Below are 14811 nucleotides of genomic sequence, written 5' to 3'. Positions count from 1 at the left end.
TGTCCTTTCAGGCAGAGGCGGCAAAAGCCGGGTCGGGCTCGGGAAGCAGGGCGGCGAGTTCGCGGATCCAGGGCGACGGCCTGTCCGGCATGCCGCCGGGAACGACGAAACAGTCGCCGAGGACGGAGAGCCGCATGGCAAAGATGCGGCTGTGGCGCTGGGCCTGGCGGTGGAAGCGGATGTTCTCCATGAGCGCGACGGCGCCGGCCGGCATGGCGGCGAGCCCGGCCTCGGCCACGGGTCCGACGCAATCGGGCACGAAATGGACGGCCATGCCGGTGGCCTCGCGCAGGGGAACGATCCAGTGGCGCAGCGACATGGCCGGGTTGATGTCGCCTGCCGGATCGTCATGGCCGGCGATGACGGCAACGCGGGCGCCGCGCGCGGCAAGCGCGCGGATGGCGCTGGCGCAGTCCTCGCTCACACCTTGCGACAGGTCGCAACGGACCAGGACCGTCGCGCCGTCCAGGTCGCGCGGGCCGCTCATGCTACCGCTCCGGTCATGCGGCGCGCCGCTTCGATGACGGCATCGGCGGTGATGCCGAAATGGCGGTAGAGGTCGGAAGCCGGCGCGGACGCGCCGAAACCCGGCATGCCGATGAAATGACCGTTCTCGCCGAGCCAGCGGTCCCAGCCCATGCGGGCGGCGGCTTCCACGCCGATGCGCGGCGCCGTGCCGAGAACGGAGGCCTGGTAGGCCGAGTCCTGTTGCTCGAACTTTTCCCATGAGGGCATGGAAACGACGGCGGCGTGGATGGCGTGTTCGGCCAGCAGGCGGTCCGACGCGGTGCGCGCGATCTCCACTTCCGAACCGGTGGCGATTATGGTCACGTCGCGGGCGCGTTCGCTTTCCTGCAGCACATAGGCACCGCGGGCCGACAGGTTTTCACGGGTGTGGCGGGCGCGCAGCATGGGCAGGCCCTGGCGCGACAGGGCCAGCACGGACGGCGTTCCCGTTTCGGAAAGCGCGATCTCCCAGCATTCCGCCGTCTCGATGATGTCGGCCGGACGGAAGACATTCATGTTCGGGGTGGCGCGCAGCATGGCCAGGTGTTCGACCGGCTGATGGGTGGGACCGTCCTCGCCAAGGCCGATGGAATCATGGGTCAGCACATAGACGACAGGCTGTTCCATCAATGCCGACAGGCGCATGGCGCCGCGCGCATAATCGGAGAAGACGAGGAATGTGCCGCCATAGGGAATGAAACCTCCATGCAGGGACAGGCCGTTCATGACCGCGGCCATGGCGTGTTCACGGATGCCGTAATGAATGTAGCGGCCCTTGAAGCGGCCGGGCAGGACCGGCGCCAGATCCTTCGTCTGCGTCAGGTTGGAACCGGTCAGGTCTGCCGAGCCGCCGATGGTCAGCGGCGTCGCTCCGTTGACGACCTCCAGCACCATTTGCGAGGCCTGCCGCGTGGCCGTTTTCGTGGCGGCCGACTGGTGGTCACGGCGGAAGCGTTCCAGCCTGCGCTTCATGAGCGAGGGCAGGTCGCGGGCCAAAGCCCTGTCGAAGGCCTTGCGCAGCCGTGCCGCGTCATGGCGTTCCTGCCAGAGCCTGCGTTCGGCGCGGCCGCGCGCGGCGACCCCTTCCCATGCATTGCGAACGCCCTCGGGCACCTCGAAGGGCGCGGCCGTCCAGCCCAGATGCAGGCGCGTGGCGGCGACCTCGTCGGCACCCAGCGGCGCGCCATGGGTCTTGTGCGATCCCTGGAGGTTTGGTGCGCCCTTGCCGATCACGGTGCGGCAGGCGATGAGCGACGGCCTGCCGGTCGTCCGGGCCTTGGCGATTGCCGCGGCGACGGCCTCGTGGTCATGGCCGTCCACCGACTGCACATCCCAGCCGGCCGCCCGGAAACGCATGGCCTGGTTCATGGACGTGGCCAGCGAGGTCTTGCCGTCAATGGAGATGCCGTTGTCGTCCCACAGCACGATAAGGCGGGAAAGTTTCAGATGTCCGGCCAGATCGATGGCCTCATGGCTGATGCCTTCCTGCAGGCAGCCGTCGCCGGCGACGACGTAGGTGAAGTGATCGACCAGCTTGTGGCCGAAGCGCGCGGCCATCATGCGCTCGGCCAGCGCCATGCCGACGGCGGTGGTGATGCCCTGTCCCAGCGGACCGGTTGTCGTCTCGATGCCGAGCGCGTGGCCGTATTCGGGATGCCCTGCCGTCTTCGCTCCAAGCTGGCGGAAGTTCCGCAACTCATCGGCCGTCATGTCGGCAAAGCCCAGCAGGTGATGAACCGCATAGAGCAGCATGGAGCCATGACCCGCCGACAGGACGAAGCGGTCGCGGTCCGGCCATTCGGGCATGGAAGGATCGATCTTGAGGAAGCGGTTGAAAAGCACGGCAACCGCATCGGCCATGCCCATGGGCATGCCGGGATGGCCCGAATTGGCCTTCTGGACGGCATCCATGGCAAGGACGCGCAGCGCATTGGCCATGTCGCGTTCGGCGGTGGCCGTCCTGGCCGTCATGGTGGGGTTCATGTTCATCGTGCAGGCTCCCGTGGTCAGGCCATGCGGCGCTTGCGCTCGACCAGCTTGTGGATGAGCGGCGTGAAAATGAGCTGCATGGCGAGGTCGAGCTTGTCGCCGGGCACGACGATGGAATTGGCCCGCGACATGTAGCTGTCGTGCAGCATGGACAGCAGGTAGGGGAAATCGATGCCGCGCGGATTGGCGAAGCGGATGACGAGGATCGATTCCGCCGGCGTCGGGATCCAGCGCGCGACGAAGGGGTTGGACGTGTCCACGATGGGCACGCGCTGGAAGTTGATGTCGGTGTGGGAGAATTGCGGGCAGATGTAGTGCACGTAGTCGTGCATGCGGCGCAGGATCGTATCGGTCACGGCCTCGGTGGAATAGCCGCGGGCGGCCTTGTCGCGGTGGATCTTCTGGATCCATTCGAGGTTGATGACGGGCACGACACCGATCTTCAGGTCGCCATGGCGGGCGAGATTGACCTTGTCGGTCACCGCGCAACCATGCAGGCCCTCGTAGAACAGCAGGTCGGAATCTCCGAATTCCTCCCACTCGGTGAAGGTGCCCGGCGCCGCGCCGTAACGGGCAGCCTCGTCCTCGTCGTGGATGTAATGGCGCGTGCGGCCCCTGCCCCGGCGGCCATATTCCTCGAACACGCTTTCAAGGATCTCCAGTTCGTTCGCCTCGGCGGAGAAGTGGGTGAAATCGCGGCCCTGCGCCTTTTCCTCGGCGATGCGCTGCTTCATGGCCTGGCGGTCATAGCGGTGGAAGGCATCGCCCTCGATGAAGGCGGCGGTGACGCTTTCGCGGGCAAAGATCTTGCCGAAGGTTTCCTTCACCGTGGTGGTGCCGGCCCCGGATGAACCCGTGATGGAGATGATGGGGTGCTTGGCGGACATGATGCTTTCCTCAGACGCGGAACAGGCCGCGCTTGCCGAACAGCGGCGAGCGATCTGAAATCATGGCGGGATCGACGTGGTAGCGGGCGATCCGCTCGACCTCGTCGCCAGAACCGAAAACGAGCGGCGTGCGCTGGTGCAGCGTCACCGGCACGAGATCGAGGATCCGGTTGACCGTGTCGGTTGCCTTGCCGCCGGCCTGTTCGACGAGGAAGGCGATCGGATTGGCCTCGTAGACGAGGCGTAGCCGGCCGGCCGAATAGCCCTTGCGGCGGTCGCCGGGATAGAGGAACACGCCGCCACGAACCAGGATGCGGTAGGTCTCGGCGACCAGCGAGGCGATCCAGCGCATGTTGAAGTCACGCTCGCGCGGGCCGTCCGTGCCGGCAAGGCAATCGTCGACCCAGAGGCGGACCGGATCCTCCCAATGCCGGTAGTTGGAGGCGTTGATGGCGAATTCACCCGTCTTGCCAGGGATGGAGACCGCGTCATAGGCCTCGACGAAATCGCCAAGTTTGGGCGAATGGACGAAGATGCGCGTGCCGGACCCGACGGTCAGGGCGAGTGCGAGTTGCGGACCGTAGATGAAGAAGCCGGCGGCAAGCTGGTTCCTGCCCGATTGCAGGAAGGAGGCTTCCGGCGCGACGCGCGGATCGCCCTGCACCGGCAGGATGGAAAAGATCGTTCCGATCGAGACATTGGTCTCGATGTTCGACGAACCGTCGAGCGGATCGATGGCGAGCGCCAGCGGCTTGTCCGGATCGAGCAGGATGGGGAAGTTGTTTTCCTCCGATCCGTAAAGGGCGATCGCCTCGTTGCGGGCGGCTTCCAGGAACATGCCGTCGGCAATCACATCCAGATCCTTCTGGGTGTCGCCACCGGCATTCGTCTCGCCGCGCGAGGCCGCAAAGCCCCTGATGAGGGCGCCCTGCTTCGTGAGCTTGCGCACCGCGACGGCCTTGGCCGCGAGCCCCATGATGACGCCGGCAATCGCCCCGGCATGGGCATGCTCGGCGAAACCGCCCGAACGCAGGAATGCATGCAGTGTCTGTCCAGCCATGGTTGCCTCCTCCATGGCCGCAATGAATGCAGTCGCTTGAATGTTTGTAAAATTTATTCTATTAGCAATCAGCCTTAATTATTTTTATGTACAATGATCAACGCCTCCATCCGCCAATTGCGAACCCTGCTGGCGCTGCGCCGGCACCGCAAGATATCGGCCGCCGCAAGCGCCCTCGGACTGACCTCGCCAGCCGTCACCATCCAGCTCCGCCAGCTGGAGGCGGAACTGGGCACGCAGCTCTTCATCCGCACCCGCACGGGCACCATTCCCACCGAGACGGGCCAGATCGCGCTGGAGGCGGCGCAGCGCATCCTCGACGAGCTGGAAACCCTTCAGGAACGGATACTTGAGCACAAGGGACTGAGGGCCGGACGGGTCCGTCTCGGCGTCGTTTCGACGGGGAAATATTTCGCGCCGCGCCTCATCGCCGCCTTCAACAGCGCCCATCCGGGCATCGAGATCGGGCTCAACACGGCCAACCGGACCGCGGTCATTGCCATGCTGGAACGGCACGAGATCGACATGGCGCTGATGGGCCGGCCGCCGAAGCATTTCGGCGTGAAGGCGACGCTTTTCGGCGACCATCCGCTCGTCTTCATCGCCCATCCCGGCCACCCGCTGGCGCGCCGCCGCGACATTTTGCGCCAGGAACTGGCCCGTCAGAAGTTCATCGTGCGCGAACGGGGATCGGGCACGCGGGCATCGTTCGAGTTCTTCATGGCGGGCGAAGGCGGCGAAAGCGAGCTGACCATGACCGAGATGGATTCCAACGAGACCATCAAGCAGGCGGTGATGGCCGGCCTCGGCGTCGCATTCATTTCGGGCCATACGATCGAACAGGAAATGCGCGCCGGGACGCTCGCCGTCCTGGACGTGGAGGAGACGCCCATCCGCCGGCAATGGTATTCCGTGCGCCATGCGGACCGCAGTCCGACACCCGCCATGCTGGCGCTGGACGAGTTCCTGCGCCTGAAGGGGCCGGAAATCCTGCCGCTGCTGGAAAAAACCTATCCTGCCGGGTCGCTTTCTTGATCTGTGTCGTTGACCGGAAAATCGGCCCTGTCACAAAACACAAGAGGATCGCGCGGTATCCAGGGCGCGACTGACACCGGAGCAGGGAGAAGACATGGACGACGATGCGATCGACAGCGGAGCCAGGGACTGGCTGGAGGCAGAACTGGCGGACACGCTGGACGAGGATTACGAACTTGAACTGGAAGACGCCGCGCTTTCCATGGAGATCAGGAAGATCTACCAGCGCGCCCATGGCGAGACGATTCCGCGCAAGGAGTATTTCCAGGCGCTGCTGCGGCTGCAGGCGGAACTGATCAAGCTGCAGGACTGGGTGGTGCATACGCGCCAGAAGGTAGTCGTGATCTTCGAGGGACGCGATTCGGCCGGCAAGGGCGGCGTCATCAAGCGGATCACGCAGCGGCTCAACCCGCGCGTCGTGCGCACGGTCGCCCTGCCGGCGCCTTCGGACCGGGAAAAGACGCAGTGGTATTTCCAGCGCTACGTGCCGCACCTTCCGGCCGGCGGCGAGATCGTGCTGTTCGACCGCTCCTGGTACAACCGGGCCGGCGTGGAGCGGGTGATGGGCTTTGCAACGCCGGCGCAGGTGGAACAGTTCTTCCAGGACGTGCCGGAATTCGAGAAGATGCTGGCCCGCGACGGCATCAAGCTGGTGAAATACTGGTTCTCCATCACCGACGAGGAACAGCAGTTGCGCTTCCTGATGCGCATCCACGATCCGCTGAAGCAGTGGAAGCTGTCGCCCATGGACCTGCAATCGCGGGTTCGCTGGGAGCAATATACCAAGGCCAAGGAGGAAACCTTCGCGCGCACGAACATCCCCGAAGCGCCATGGTACATCGTGGAAGGCAACGACAAGAAGCGGGCGAGGCTCAACTGCATGGACCACCTGCTTTCGCTCTTTCCCTACGAGGAAGTGCCAAGCGAGGAAATCACGCTGCCCGAGCGTGTGTTCAATCCGGATTACGAGCGCGCGGTGCTGCCCCCGGAACTCTATGTGCCGCAGAAATACTGATCCGCGCCAGCGCGGCGGCGGCCCGGCGACCGGCCGGGCTGCCCGTCAGCGCGGGTCCTTGAGCTTTCCAAGGATCCGGTAGACGTTGCGTTCGCTGATGCCCAGGCGGGATGCCAGTTCCTGCCTGTTGCCGCCATGGCGCTCCAGGAGCTTGGCAACGTATGCGTCGCGCAGTTCGTCGAGTGTCGGCTCGCTGGCAAAGGCGAGCGCGATTCCCGTGCCGGCCCTGCCGTCGCCATCATCGGGCAGCGAGATGTGTTCCGGATGGATGCGGGCGCTCTTGCCGGAGATGAGAAAGGCCCGCTCCACCACATTGCGCAGTTCGCGGATATTGCCCGGCCAGCCATAGCGGGTGAGCGCCCTGAGGCTCGAGGGCGCGAACTGCTTTGCGATGTTGCGCGAGAACTTGCGGTTGGCGAGGAAGAATTCGGCGAGCGCGGCAATGTCCTCGCGCCTCTCGCGCAATGGCGGAACGTGGATCTCGAAAGCGGAGAGCCGGTAGTAGAGATCGTTGCGGAACTCCTGGCCGCTGGCCATGGCGCGCAGGTCACGGTTGGTCGCCGCGACGAAGCGGACATCGGCTTCCAGGTCACGGGTGCCGCCGAGACGGCGGAACTTGCCCGTTTCCAGCACGCGCAGGAGCTTGGCCTGGATGGTGGGGCTGATCTCGCCGATCTCGTCCAGAAACACGGTCCCGCCATCGGCGATCTCGACCAGGCCCTCCTTGCGGCGGTCGGCGCCGGTGAAGGCGCCCCGTTCATGACCGAACAGTTCGGATTCAAACAGGGTTTCCTGCAGCGAGGCGCAATCGATGGCAACGAAATGCTTGTCGGCGCGGTCCGAATTGGCATGCACTGCCTGGGCGACCAGTTCCTTGCCGACACCGCTTTCGCCGAGAATGAGGACGGTGGTATCGGCGCCCGCGACAATCGAGATCATGCGCCGCACCTCGCTGATGGCGGCACTCTCGCCGATGATGTTCGGCCCTGCCGAGGACCTTGCCCGGGACTGCCAGAACTCGGCGGAACGCCGCAACTCGGCCTTCTCCAGCACGCGGGCTATCGCCAGTTCCAGGCTCTGCGCCGAAACCGGCTTGACGAGGTATTCGGAGGCGCCGGCCTTCACCGCTTCGACAGCCTGCGCGATGGAGCCGAAGGCCGTGAGGATGATGACCGGGCACTGTCCGGAGAGTTCGGGTAGGTAGTCCAGCCCGTCCATGTCGGGCAGGCGCATGTCGAGCATGGCCAGCGACGGTTCGAATTCGGCCACGGCCCGGTCGGCCTCGGCGCGCGAGGTCACGCCGCGCGCCTCGAAACCGAGCCTTGCGAGTTGCTCGACAAGCAGGCGGTTGAGCGTGTTGTCGTCCTCGATCACCAGGACGCGTCCCGACCGGCGGGACCCTGCGATCCTTTTTTCACGCATCGGCAGCCGGCAGCGTGACCATGAATTCGGTGCCCTCCCCAAGCGTGCTGATGACCATGATGGAGCCGCCATAGCGCTCGACGATGGCCTTGCAGATGGACAACCCCAGGCCGCGGCCGGTGGTGCCGTCAGCACGCCGGCTCCAGAAGGGCAGGAATATCCTTTCGAGGTCCTGCGACGCAATACCGGTTCCCGTGTCGGAGAAACGCAGGACGACCCGTCCGCCCGAAACCGTGCCGCCAACGTGGAACGTCCCGCCTTCAGGCATGGCATGAATGGCGTTCTGGGTCAGGTTGACGGCGATCATCCGCAAATCGCTGTCGGCCCCGAGGACCCGCAGGCCGGGTTCGATCGCCAGTTTCCATTCGATCCCGGCCTGCAGGAACTGGAAGGACAAGAGCGCCATCACATCCGGAATGACCGTGTCGAGGGGAACGAGTTCCCGCTCCCTCGGCGGTTCGGCGAGGCGCATCAGGCTTTCCGTCACGCTCAGGCACTTGTCGATCTCGGTCCGGGCGATGTCGATATAGTGCCGGTAGGTCCCGGGAAGGCCGTCTGCGGGCATGGTGTCCTGGATCGCGGAGAGCGCCAGTTCGATGGAGGAAAGCGGATTGTGGATCTCGTGGGCGACGCCGGTTGCCAGAAGGCCGATCTCGGAAAGGCGATGCTTCTGCGACAGAACGACATCCTGAGACAGGTCGCGGATCGATTCCACGACACAACGCGTCACCCCTGCCTCGGACGGTATGTCCGCCCGGGCGGCCGACACCTCGACAAAGACCTGCCCATCTTTCTCCGGAAGGTGCGCATCGGTGAACTTCACCGAGGACCGTTCCGGAGCTTGCAGGGCAATCACGGGACAGGTGACGACCGTATGCGGGCAGGGTTCGCTGCGTCCATGGCTCGACCTGTAGCATTTCTCGCCGATGACCCGCGCCTTTTCCTGGTTCACCTGACGGCAATAGGCGTCGTTCGCCTTGAGTATGTTGAAATCCCCGTCGATCACCCGGATGCCATCGGGAATGGAATCGATGACCGACTGGAGGGAACGCTCGGCAGCCGCCACATGGTCGAGCATGGCTTCGATCCGGCCTGCCATCCGGTTGAACGCCACCGCGCAGCTTCCGATCTCGTCATGACCATGCACCGGCGCCCGTGCGCCCAGCACGCCACCGGCGATCTGCTCGCTTGCGGCGCGAAGCCTTGAGATGCGTGCCAGCACGAGCCTGTTGACCGCGAACCAGAGGGCGATGCCGCTTGCAAGGATGACGACCAGGCCGCTGAGACCCAGGATGCCCGCGGTCCGCAGGGCGCTGGAACGAATGCCGGCCGCGTCGTAGTCGACGACCAGGACGCCGTTGACGGGATGTTCGCCGGCCGGTCCATGGCATTCGCGGCAGGCCGGCTGGTTCCGGACCGGGTTGATGGAGCGCAGCCATTCGCCGCCCTGCGGTCCCTTGACAAAGGCCGTTCGCGGGGCTGCATCGGCCAGCGACAGGTCCACCTGCTCGTTGCGCAGCCGCGTGCCGAGGACGTGGGGAGTCGAGGTGAACCTGATCTCGCCATGCGGATCGAGGATCGTGACCCCGGCAATGCGCTCCTGCCGGCCGAGCCGGTCGACGATGTCGCGCAAGCCGGGAATGTCGCGCTTGAGCATGGCGTTTTCCAGTGCCGCCTCAAGCAGGTGGTTGACCTCCATCGAGGCGCGGGCATGGTCCGCGATCAACTGGCCGCGATAGATGATCATCACAAGGGCGAGAAAGCAGAGCGACACGAATGTCAGGATACCGACCAGCAGGACCAGGAAACGCCTGCCCAAGCTCGCGTTCACGAAGGATGCAACACCGGCGGACATGTCCTGCGGTGTCATGGCAAGACCTGGTACAGCTTCGCATGATGATTTGTTTTCTGACATGTCGGGCATAGCCGTGACCGGGACGCAGAGCGGCTCGGCCGGTGAAACCCCGCCCCGCATGCCGCACACGTCAACCTGTCTAGCTTGATCCGCACTTCTTTGCCAGTTCCCGTCATGCCGACACCAATCGCATTGCTGTCGCAGATGGCGGCACACAAGCCGCAACCGGAGCAGGCGTCGGGCAACAGGCGGTATTCCGCGCCGCCTTCGCATCCGCTGGCAAGGCCGATCGCGCCTTCCGGGCAGACACGTGCGCAAAGGTCGCAGCCGCTGCAGGCGGCCTCGTCAATATGCGGAACGGCCTGGCAGACCGCGCCACCGTCTGCGGACGATGGCCCCGATGTCAGCAGTTCGACCAGTGCCTGCCGGCGCGGGGGCGTGTCCGCAACGGATTGACCGGCAGCCGCCAGCAGGAAGCGCCGGCGCGCGGGATCCGGGCGATCCTCGCCGCCGGCATGGCGCCAATGGACCGAAAGCGCCGGCGGGCGGGTCACCTCCACGCATGCCAGGCCGCGCGATGTCATCATGCGGTTGAAAAGATCCGCACGGGCCGTGAAGGTCTCCCCGGCGCGCCAGGCACAATCGTCGCAGTCTCCGGTATGGATCTCGAGCCGGCGCACGCCCTTCGCGTGCATGGCGGCGAGCATGGCGAGGTCGATGGCATGGATGCAGGGAAGCGTCGCCTTCGTTCGCGTGCCGGCCTTGCCGCATACGGCCAGTGCGGCATCGCCGTGGCGGGGCAATTCGCCAAGGACGGCAATCGCGGCCTGCGGACATGCGGGCTGGCACAGGCCGCAACCGGTGCAGGCCTGTGTGTCGATGCCCAGACTGTCCTCGTCCTGCACGATGGCGCCATGCGGGCAAGCCTGCTGGCAAAGGCTGCATTCCGCGGGCAGCGGCCCGCCCAGCAGGCAGCGGTCCGGATCGATTTCCGGCAAGACTGCCGGGCCTCGCCCGTTTCCGTCTGACCGGCGACCGGTGAATGGCAGCATCCGCCTACCAGCTTTCCGCCTGGCCGGGGACATAAGCCACCATTTCCGGTTCGGGGCTCGCCCCGCTGGCGGTCGCCTTCTCCTCCGGCCTCCGGCGCTCGATACCGGTGCTGGCCAGCAGGCCGTCGCGGATCTCCTCGACCACGGCATGCGTCAGGCGTGCTGCCGCCCTGTAGAACGGTGTGCGGGCGCGCGCATCGACCCGGGCAGCGAAATCGGGCAGCCAGACCAGCAGGCCGGAATCGAGGAACCGGGCGCAGTCGGCGCGGGCCTCATCGGTATCCATGGACAGAAGATGCGCCGTAAACTGCAACTGGTGCACGATGTTGTCGTCCGGGCGCTTGCGCCAGTCCGGCACCTCGACACCGTAGCGGCGATACCACGACCGTGTCTCGAACATGGGCTCCTGCCGTTCCAGCCCGTCCTCGGTCAACCAGACGGACCCGTTCGGCGAGATCCGATAGGCATGGGTCAGGTAGATATCGGCATAGTCGGATGCCAGATCATCCAGCGACGCCGAATCGAGCGGCGAGGACAAGGCGCCAAGCGCCGCGCCCATGTCAGAAAGCGCCTCCACGGCCCCTGCGGATTCCAGGATTCCCGCCATCCAGTCCGTCACCGCCGAGGACTGCCAGCCTTCAAGGAAGGCGGCATCGACCTCGCGGTCGTGAATGCGCGCGAGCAGCTTCACGACATCGGCCAGCGCCGGCGCATCGGCCATGCGGTCCCGATCCTGCGTCATTTGGTCACCACGCCCTTGGAATGGGGCACGAAGACGATGGAGGGATGCGTCAGTTCGGGATCGGCCATGGAGTGAACCTGATCGACTACCTGGTCCAGCGGCCCGCGCGCCTTGGTGTCATGGGTGCCGTCGCGCAACTGGTCGATCGGGCCGATGTCGAGCACGCGCATCATGCAGGCGCTGACGCAATAGGGTTTGCGGCCGGCCTCCAGTTCGTCGATGCACATGTTGCACTTCTTGACGAGATTGTCCTCCGGATCGAATTGCGGTGCACCGAAGGGACAGGCAGCCTCGCACTTGCGGCAGCCGATGCACAACGTGGAATCGATGTCGACGACGCCATTGTCCTTGCGCTTGAAGATCGCCCCGGTCGGGCATGCCGGCAGGCAGGCCGGTTCGGCGCAATGGTTGCAGGACATGTTGATCTTGAAGGCGAAGACCTCCGGATAGGTCCCGCCCTCGATGTACTGGACCCGGCGAAAACGGGGGCCGGGCGCCAGTCCGTTCTTGTCCTTGCATGCGATCTCGCAGGCGCGGCAGCCGATGCAGTCGACATTGTTGTGAATGAAGCCGAGCTGCATGTCCGGGACGACCGGTTCATAGACCTCGCGCTTGCGCTTCTTGACCGCGGCCTTGATCTTCGTCTTGTCGAGTTGCTGAGCCATCAGGTGTCTCCGTTCGGAAGGTCAGAGGTCGCGGCGGAAAACGTGGCTGCGCGACGTCGCAAGTTCATCCCAGCCAGGCCGGTGATCGAGATCCGACTTGCGGATGTTGGCAAGGACGGTGTTGTAGGCAAAGGCGCCAGCCGGGCTCGGTTCGTCGAGCGTCAGGAAATCGGGATTGCCCGCCCTGTCGACACCGTTCTCGTCCAGATCCATCCAGGCCCCCTCGTGCAGCACGGCGACGCCGGGCATGCAACGCTCGGTCACATAGACCGGGGTGACGACCTTGCCGCGCTCGTTCCACACCTCGATGGTGTCGCCTGTCCGGATACCCAGTCTTGCCGCGTCGGCGGCGTTCATGGTCGTTTCCTGGGCATAGGTCTCACGCAGCCAGCCGATATTGTTGAAGATCGAGTGGGTGCGGTGGCGCGGATGCGGCGAGATGAGATGGAAGGGATAATCCTTCACCTTCTCGCTGCCGAGGTATTCCCAGGGCTCGATCCATTTCGGGATGTAGGGAATCTCGTAGCCGTATTGCGTGCGCTTCCAGTCCGTGATCTGCGCAAGCTGCGTGGAGAAAATCTCGATCCTGCCGGAGGGCGTTGGAAAGGGAACGCCCTGTTCGATCTGCTGGCGGAAAGCCACGTGCGGCTCGGAGAAGCGGAACTTGTAGACGCCCCGGCGCTTGAATTCGTCCCAGGATATCTCGACGTTCTGATGGGGTATGACCTTTTCGTTCCACCAGGCGGCCAGATAGGCCTCGTCGACCGGCTCCGGATTGTTCCAGTAGTCCGGCGTCGCGCGCGGATTGTAGGCCTGGCCGAAGCCGAGCTGGTAGGCGAACTCGGTGAATATCTGGAAGTCGGTCTTCGACTCGCCCAGCGGCTCGATGACCGTGGGACGGTGGATGTAGTAGTGGCCCTTGTACCAGGGCAGTGCCACGTCGTGACGTTCGAAATGGGTGGCCACCGGCAGCAGGTAGTCCGCCCAGATGCCGGTCGGCGTGATGGTGGAATCCATGCAGACCAGCAGGCTTTCGCCCTCGCCGTAGGAATCGAGCTTCCTGATGGCCTCGATCTCCTTGTTGATGTTGGTCAGCTGGTTGAGCCAGTCCGACCCTTGCCAGAAAATCCCGCGAATATTGGGGATGACACCGTCGAGATTGTCGCCGCGCGGCCACAGTCCGATCTCCTCGCGGGAGACATCCGGATAATTCAGGACGCAGTGGGCCCAGCGGTCGGACTTGATGGAGGCGTACCAGACATTGGCGAACTGGTCATAGGGATAGGCCACGGCCTCCGCATGCCAGGCCTTGCCGACGCCTTCGGCGCAGCCGCCCAGAACGCCGATATTGCCCGTCATCGCCTGAAGCGCGGCAGCCATCCGGTTGTACTGTTCGCCGTAGGCGTTGCGGCCCGGCCCCCAGGAGGCCTTGAGCGCAGCTGGTTTGGTCGTCGCGTACATGTCGGCGAGCTTGCGGATATCATCGGCTTTCACGCCGCAGATCGCCTCGGCCCATTCCGGGGTCTTGGGCTGGCCGTCATAGTCGCCTTCGATATAGTCGCGGAAATTCTCCTTGTCCCGCGCCCAGTCAGGCATGGTGCCCTTGTCCATGCCGAGCACGAAGCGGTCGATGTAGTCCTGGTCGTGCAGGTTCTTCTCGAAGATGTGAAAGGCCATCGCGGCCAGCATCGCCGCATCGGTGTTCGGCTTGATGGGAATCCACCAGGCATCGTAGGCAGCCGCCGAGTCGGTGTATTGCGGGTCGACAAGGACGAACTTGCAGCCGCGCTGCTTGGCCAGCCGCATGTAGTAGAACGTGTTGCCGCCATGGAATGTGTAGGCCGGATTCCAGCCCCACATGATGATCAGCTTGGAATGGGCGAAGGCATCGTCCTCATTGCCATCCTCGATGGTGCCGAAGGTCATGCGCGAGGAAAAGGTCGTGCCCTGGTAGGAGGGAACGGACCAGGAGGATGTGCGGCATCCGAACATGCCCAGGAAACGGCCAAGAAGGCCCTCGATCTGGTCGGACTTGTGCAGGACGCCGTAGGACGCGCCGGCATAGGACTGGTCGAGCAGCGCGGTCGGTCCGTAGGTTTCCTTCAGATAGACCATGCGCTCGGTGATTTCCCTGGCGGCGTCGTACCAGCTGATGCGCTTGAACTTGCCCTCGCCGCGCTTTCCCACACGCTTCATGGGGTAGAGAAGGCGCTCGGGCGAGTAGATCCGGGCCCGGTAGGAACGGCCGCGCAGGCAGGCCCGCAATTGCGGCAATTCCTCGGTGTCCGTACCGTAGGCGTCACCCTGATAGGTGCCGTTGTCGGTCGAAAGGCGAACAATGACGTCGCCTTTCTTGTGCGCCACGAGCATGTGGCGCGAGCCGCAATTGTGCGCGCAGCTCGTCACGACCGTCGTCAGATCGTCATCGCGCGGATAAGGTGCGTAGGCGAATGCCCTGGCCTTGTCGGCGCCTGAGGCGGTCACGAGGGCCGTTGCAGCCGTGGCGGCGGACGATTTCAGGAATGTGCGGCGGCTGACGTCGCTGAAGGGCGCGGCGATCGGGCGATTGTCCATCTTGGTCA

Annotated in this window: 12 protein-coding genes; 2 read left to right on the top strand and 10 right to left on the bottom strand. The window is 64.7% G+C overall.

Annotated elements, in window-relative coordinates; genetic code table 11:
* Window positions 1-7: 7 nt before the first annotated feature.
* The 4 genes from pgk to ACLB6G_RS14550 are packed head-to-tail and all read right to left on the bottom strand — an operon-like array spanning window position 8 to window position 4443.
* Window positions 8-487, bottom strand: coding sequence for a phosphoglycerate kinase (gene pgk, locus ACLB6G_RS14565; protein WP_410356923.1), 480 nt, complete (start codon window positions 485-487; stop codon window positions 8-10).
* The gene (tkt, locus tag ACLB6G_RS14560) at window positions 484-2496 is read right to left on the bottom strand and encodes a transketolase (protein WP_410356922.1); all 2013 of its coding nucleotides are present in this window, start codon (window positions 2494-2496) and stop codon (window positions 484-486) included. Before tkt ends, pgk begins: the two co-directional genes overlap by 4 nt.
* Before the next feature lie 17 nt (window positions 2497-2513).
* Window positions 2514-3383, bottom strand: a complete 870-nt coding sequence (locus tag ACLB6G_RS14555; RefSeq protein ID WP_410356921.1) for a phosphoribulokinase — start codon at window positions 3381-3383, stop codon at window positions 2514-2516.
* A 10-nt stretch (window positions 3384-3393) separates the two neighbouring features.
* Window positions 3394-4443: a class 1 fructose-bisphosphatase gene (locus ACLB6G_RS14550; RefSeq protein ID WP_410356920.1), complete on the bottom strand. Its 1050-nt coding sequence runs from the start codon at window positions 4441-4443 to the stop codon at window positions 3394-3396.
* A 93-nt stretch (window positions 4444-4536) separates the two neighbouring features.
* Between ACLB6G_RS14550 and ACLB6G_RS14545 the strand changes: the two genes are divergently transcribed.
* Both ACLB6G_RS14545 and ppk2 read left to right on the top strand, forming a co-directional pair.
* Window positions 4537-5478: a LysR family transcriptional regulator gene (locus tag ACLB6G_RS14545; RefSeq protein WP_410356919.1), complete on the top strand. Its 942-nt coding sequence runs from the start codon at window positions 4537-4539 to the stop codon at window positions 5476-5478.
* Between the two features lie 94 nt (window positions 5479-5572).
* Complete coding sequence (gene ppk2, locus ACLB6G_RS14540) at window positions 5573-6493, top strand: polyphosphate kinase 2 (RefSeq protein ID WP_410356918.1); 921 nt, start codon at window positions 5573-5575, stop codon at window positions 6491-6493.
* A gap of 45 nt (window positions 6494-6538) precedes the next feature.
* Here ppk2 and ACLB6G_RS14535 read toward each other — a convergent pair whose 3' ends face one another.
* The 6 genes from ACLB6G_RS14535 to ACLB6G_RS14510 are packed head-to-tail and all read right to left on the bottom strand — an operon-like array spanning window position 6539 to window position 14803.
* Window positions 6539-7867: a sigma-54-dependent transcriptional regulator gene (locus ACLB6G_RS14535; RefSeq protein ID WP_410356917.1), complete on the bottom strand. Its 1329-nt coding sequence runs from the start codon at window positions 7865-7867 to the stop codon at window positions 6539-6541.
* Window positions 7868-7907: 40 nt separating this feature from the next.
* Complete coding sequence (locus tag ACLB6G_RS14530) at window positions 7908-9785, bottom strand: sensor histidine kinase (RefSeq protein ID WP_410356916.1); 1878 nt, start codon at window positions 9783-9785, stop codon at window positions 7908-7910.
* Entirely contained in the window at window positions 9782-10768 is a 987-nt protein-coding gene (locus ACLB6G_RS14525) for a 4Fe-4S binding protein (RefSeq protein ID WP_410356915.1), read from the bottom strand. Before ACLB6G_RS14525 ends, ACLB6G_RS14530 begins: the two co-directional genes overlap by 4 nt.
* A gap of 58 nt (window positions 10769-10826) precedes the next feature.
* Window positions 10827-11564 carry a TorD/DmsD family molecular chaperone gene (locus ACLB6G_RS14520; protein ID WP_410356914.1) on the bottom strand — a complete coding sequence of 246 codons (738 nt, stop codon included), beginning with the start codon at window positions 11562-11564 and terminating at the stop codon, window positions 10827-10829.
* On the bottom strand, window positions 11561-12229 hold the full coding sequence (locus ACLB6G_RS14515; RefSeq protein WP_410356913.1) for a 4Fe-4S dicluster domain-containing protein: 669 nt from the start codon (window positions 12227-12229) through the stop codon (window positions 11561-11563). The genes ACLB6G_RS14520 and ACLB6G_RS14515 overlap by 4 nt, the downstream gene beginning before the upstream one ends.
* Window positions 12230-12250: 21 nt before the next feature.
* Window positions 12251-14803: a molybdopterin-dependent oxidoreductase gene (locus tag ACLB6G_RS14510; RefSeq protein ID WP_410357155.1), complete on the bottom strand. Its 2553-nt coding sequence runs from the start codon at window positions 14801-14803 to the stop codon at window positions 12251-12253.
* Window positions 14804-14811 lie beyond the last annotated feature (8 nt).

This window comes from Zhengella sedimenti, assembly GCF_046506625.1.
Lineage (GTDB): Bacteria > Pseudomonadota > Alphaproteobacteria > Rhizobiales > Rhizobiaceae > Zhengella > Zhengella sedimenti.
This window is presented reverse-complemented; position numbering and strand designations above follow the sequence as displayed.

Excerpts from the sequence above, each read along its gene's own strand:
- pgk (WP_410356923.1), bottom strand. The coding sequence starts at position 487 with ATGAGCGGCCCGCGCGACCTGGACGGCGCGACGGTCCTGGTCCGTTGC.
- tkt (WP_410356922.1), bottom strand. The coding sequence starts at position 2,496 with ATGAACATGAACCCCACCATGACGGCCAGGACGGCCACCGCCGAACGC.
- ACLB6G_RS14555 (WP_410356921.1), bottom strand. The coding sequence starts at position 3,383 with ATGTCCGCCAAGCACCCCATCATCTCCATCACGGGTTCATCCGGGGCC.
- ACLB6G_RS14550 (WP_410356920.1), bottom strand. The coding sequence starts at position 4,443 with ATGGCTGGACAGACACTGCATGCATTCCTGCGTTCGGGCGGTTTCGCC.
- ACLB6G_RS14545 (WP_410356919.1), top strand. The coding sequence starts at position 4,537 with ATGATCAACGCCTCCATCCGCCAATTGCGAACCCTGCTGGCGCTGCGC.
- ppk2 (WP_410356918.1), top strand. The coding sequence starts at position 5,573 with ATGGACGACGATGCGATCGACAGCGGAGCCAGGGACTGGCTGGAGGCA.
- ACLB6G_RS14530 (WP_410356916.1), bottom strand. The coding sequence starts at position 9,785 with ATGACACCGCAGGACATGTCCGCCGGTGTTGCATCCTTCGTGAACGCG.
- ACLB6G_RS14520 (WP_410356914.1), bottom strand. The coding sequence starts at position 11,564 with ATGACGCAGGATCGGGACCGCATGGCCGATGCGCCGGCGCTGGCCGAT.
- ACLB6G_RS14515 (WP_410356913.1), bottom strand. The coding sequence starts at position 12,229 with ATGGCTCAGCAACTCGACAAGACGAAGATCAAGGCCGCGGTCAAGAAG.
- ACLB6G_RS14510 (WP_410357155.1), bottom strand. The coding sequence starts at position 14,803 with ATGGACAATCGCCCGATCGCCGCGCCCTTCAGCGACGTCAGCCGCCGC.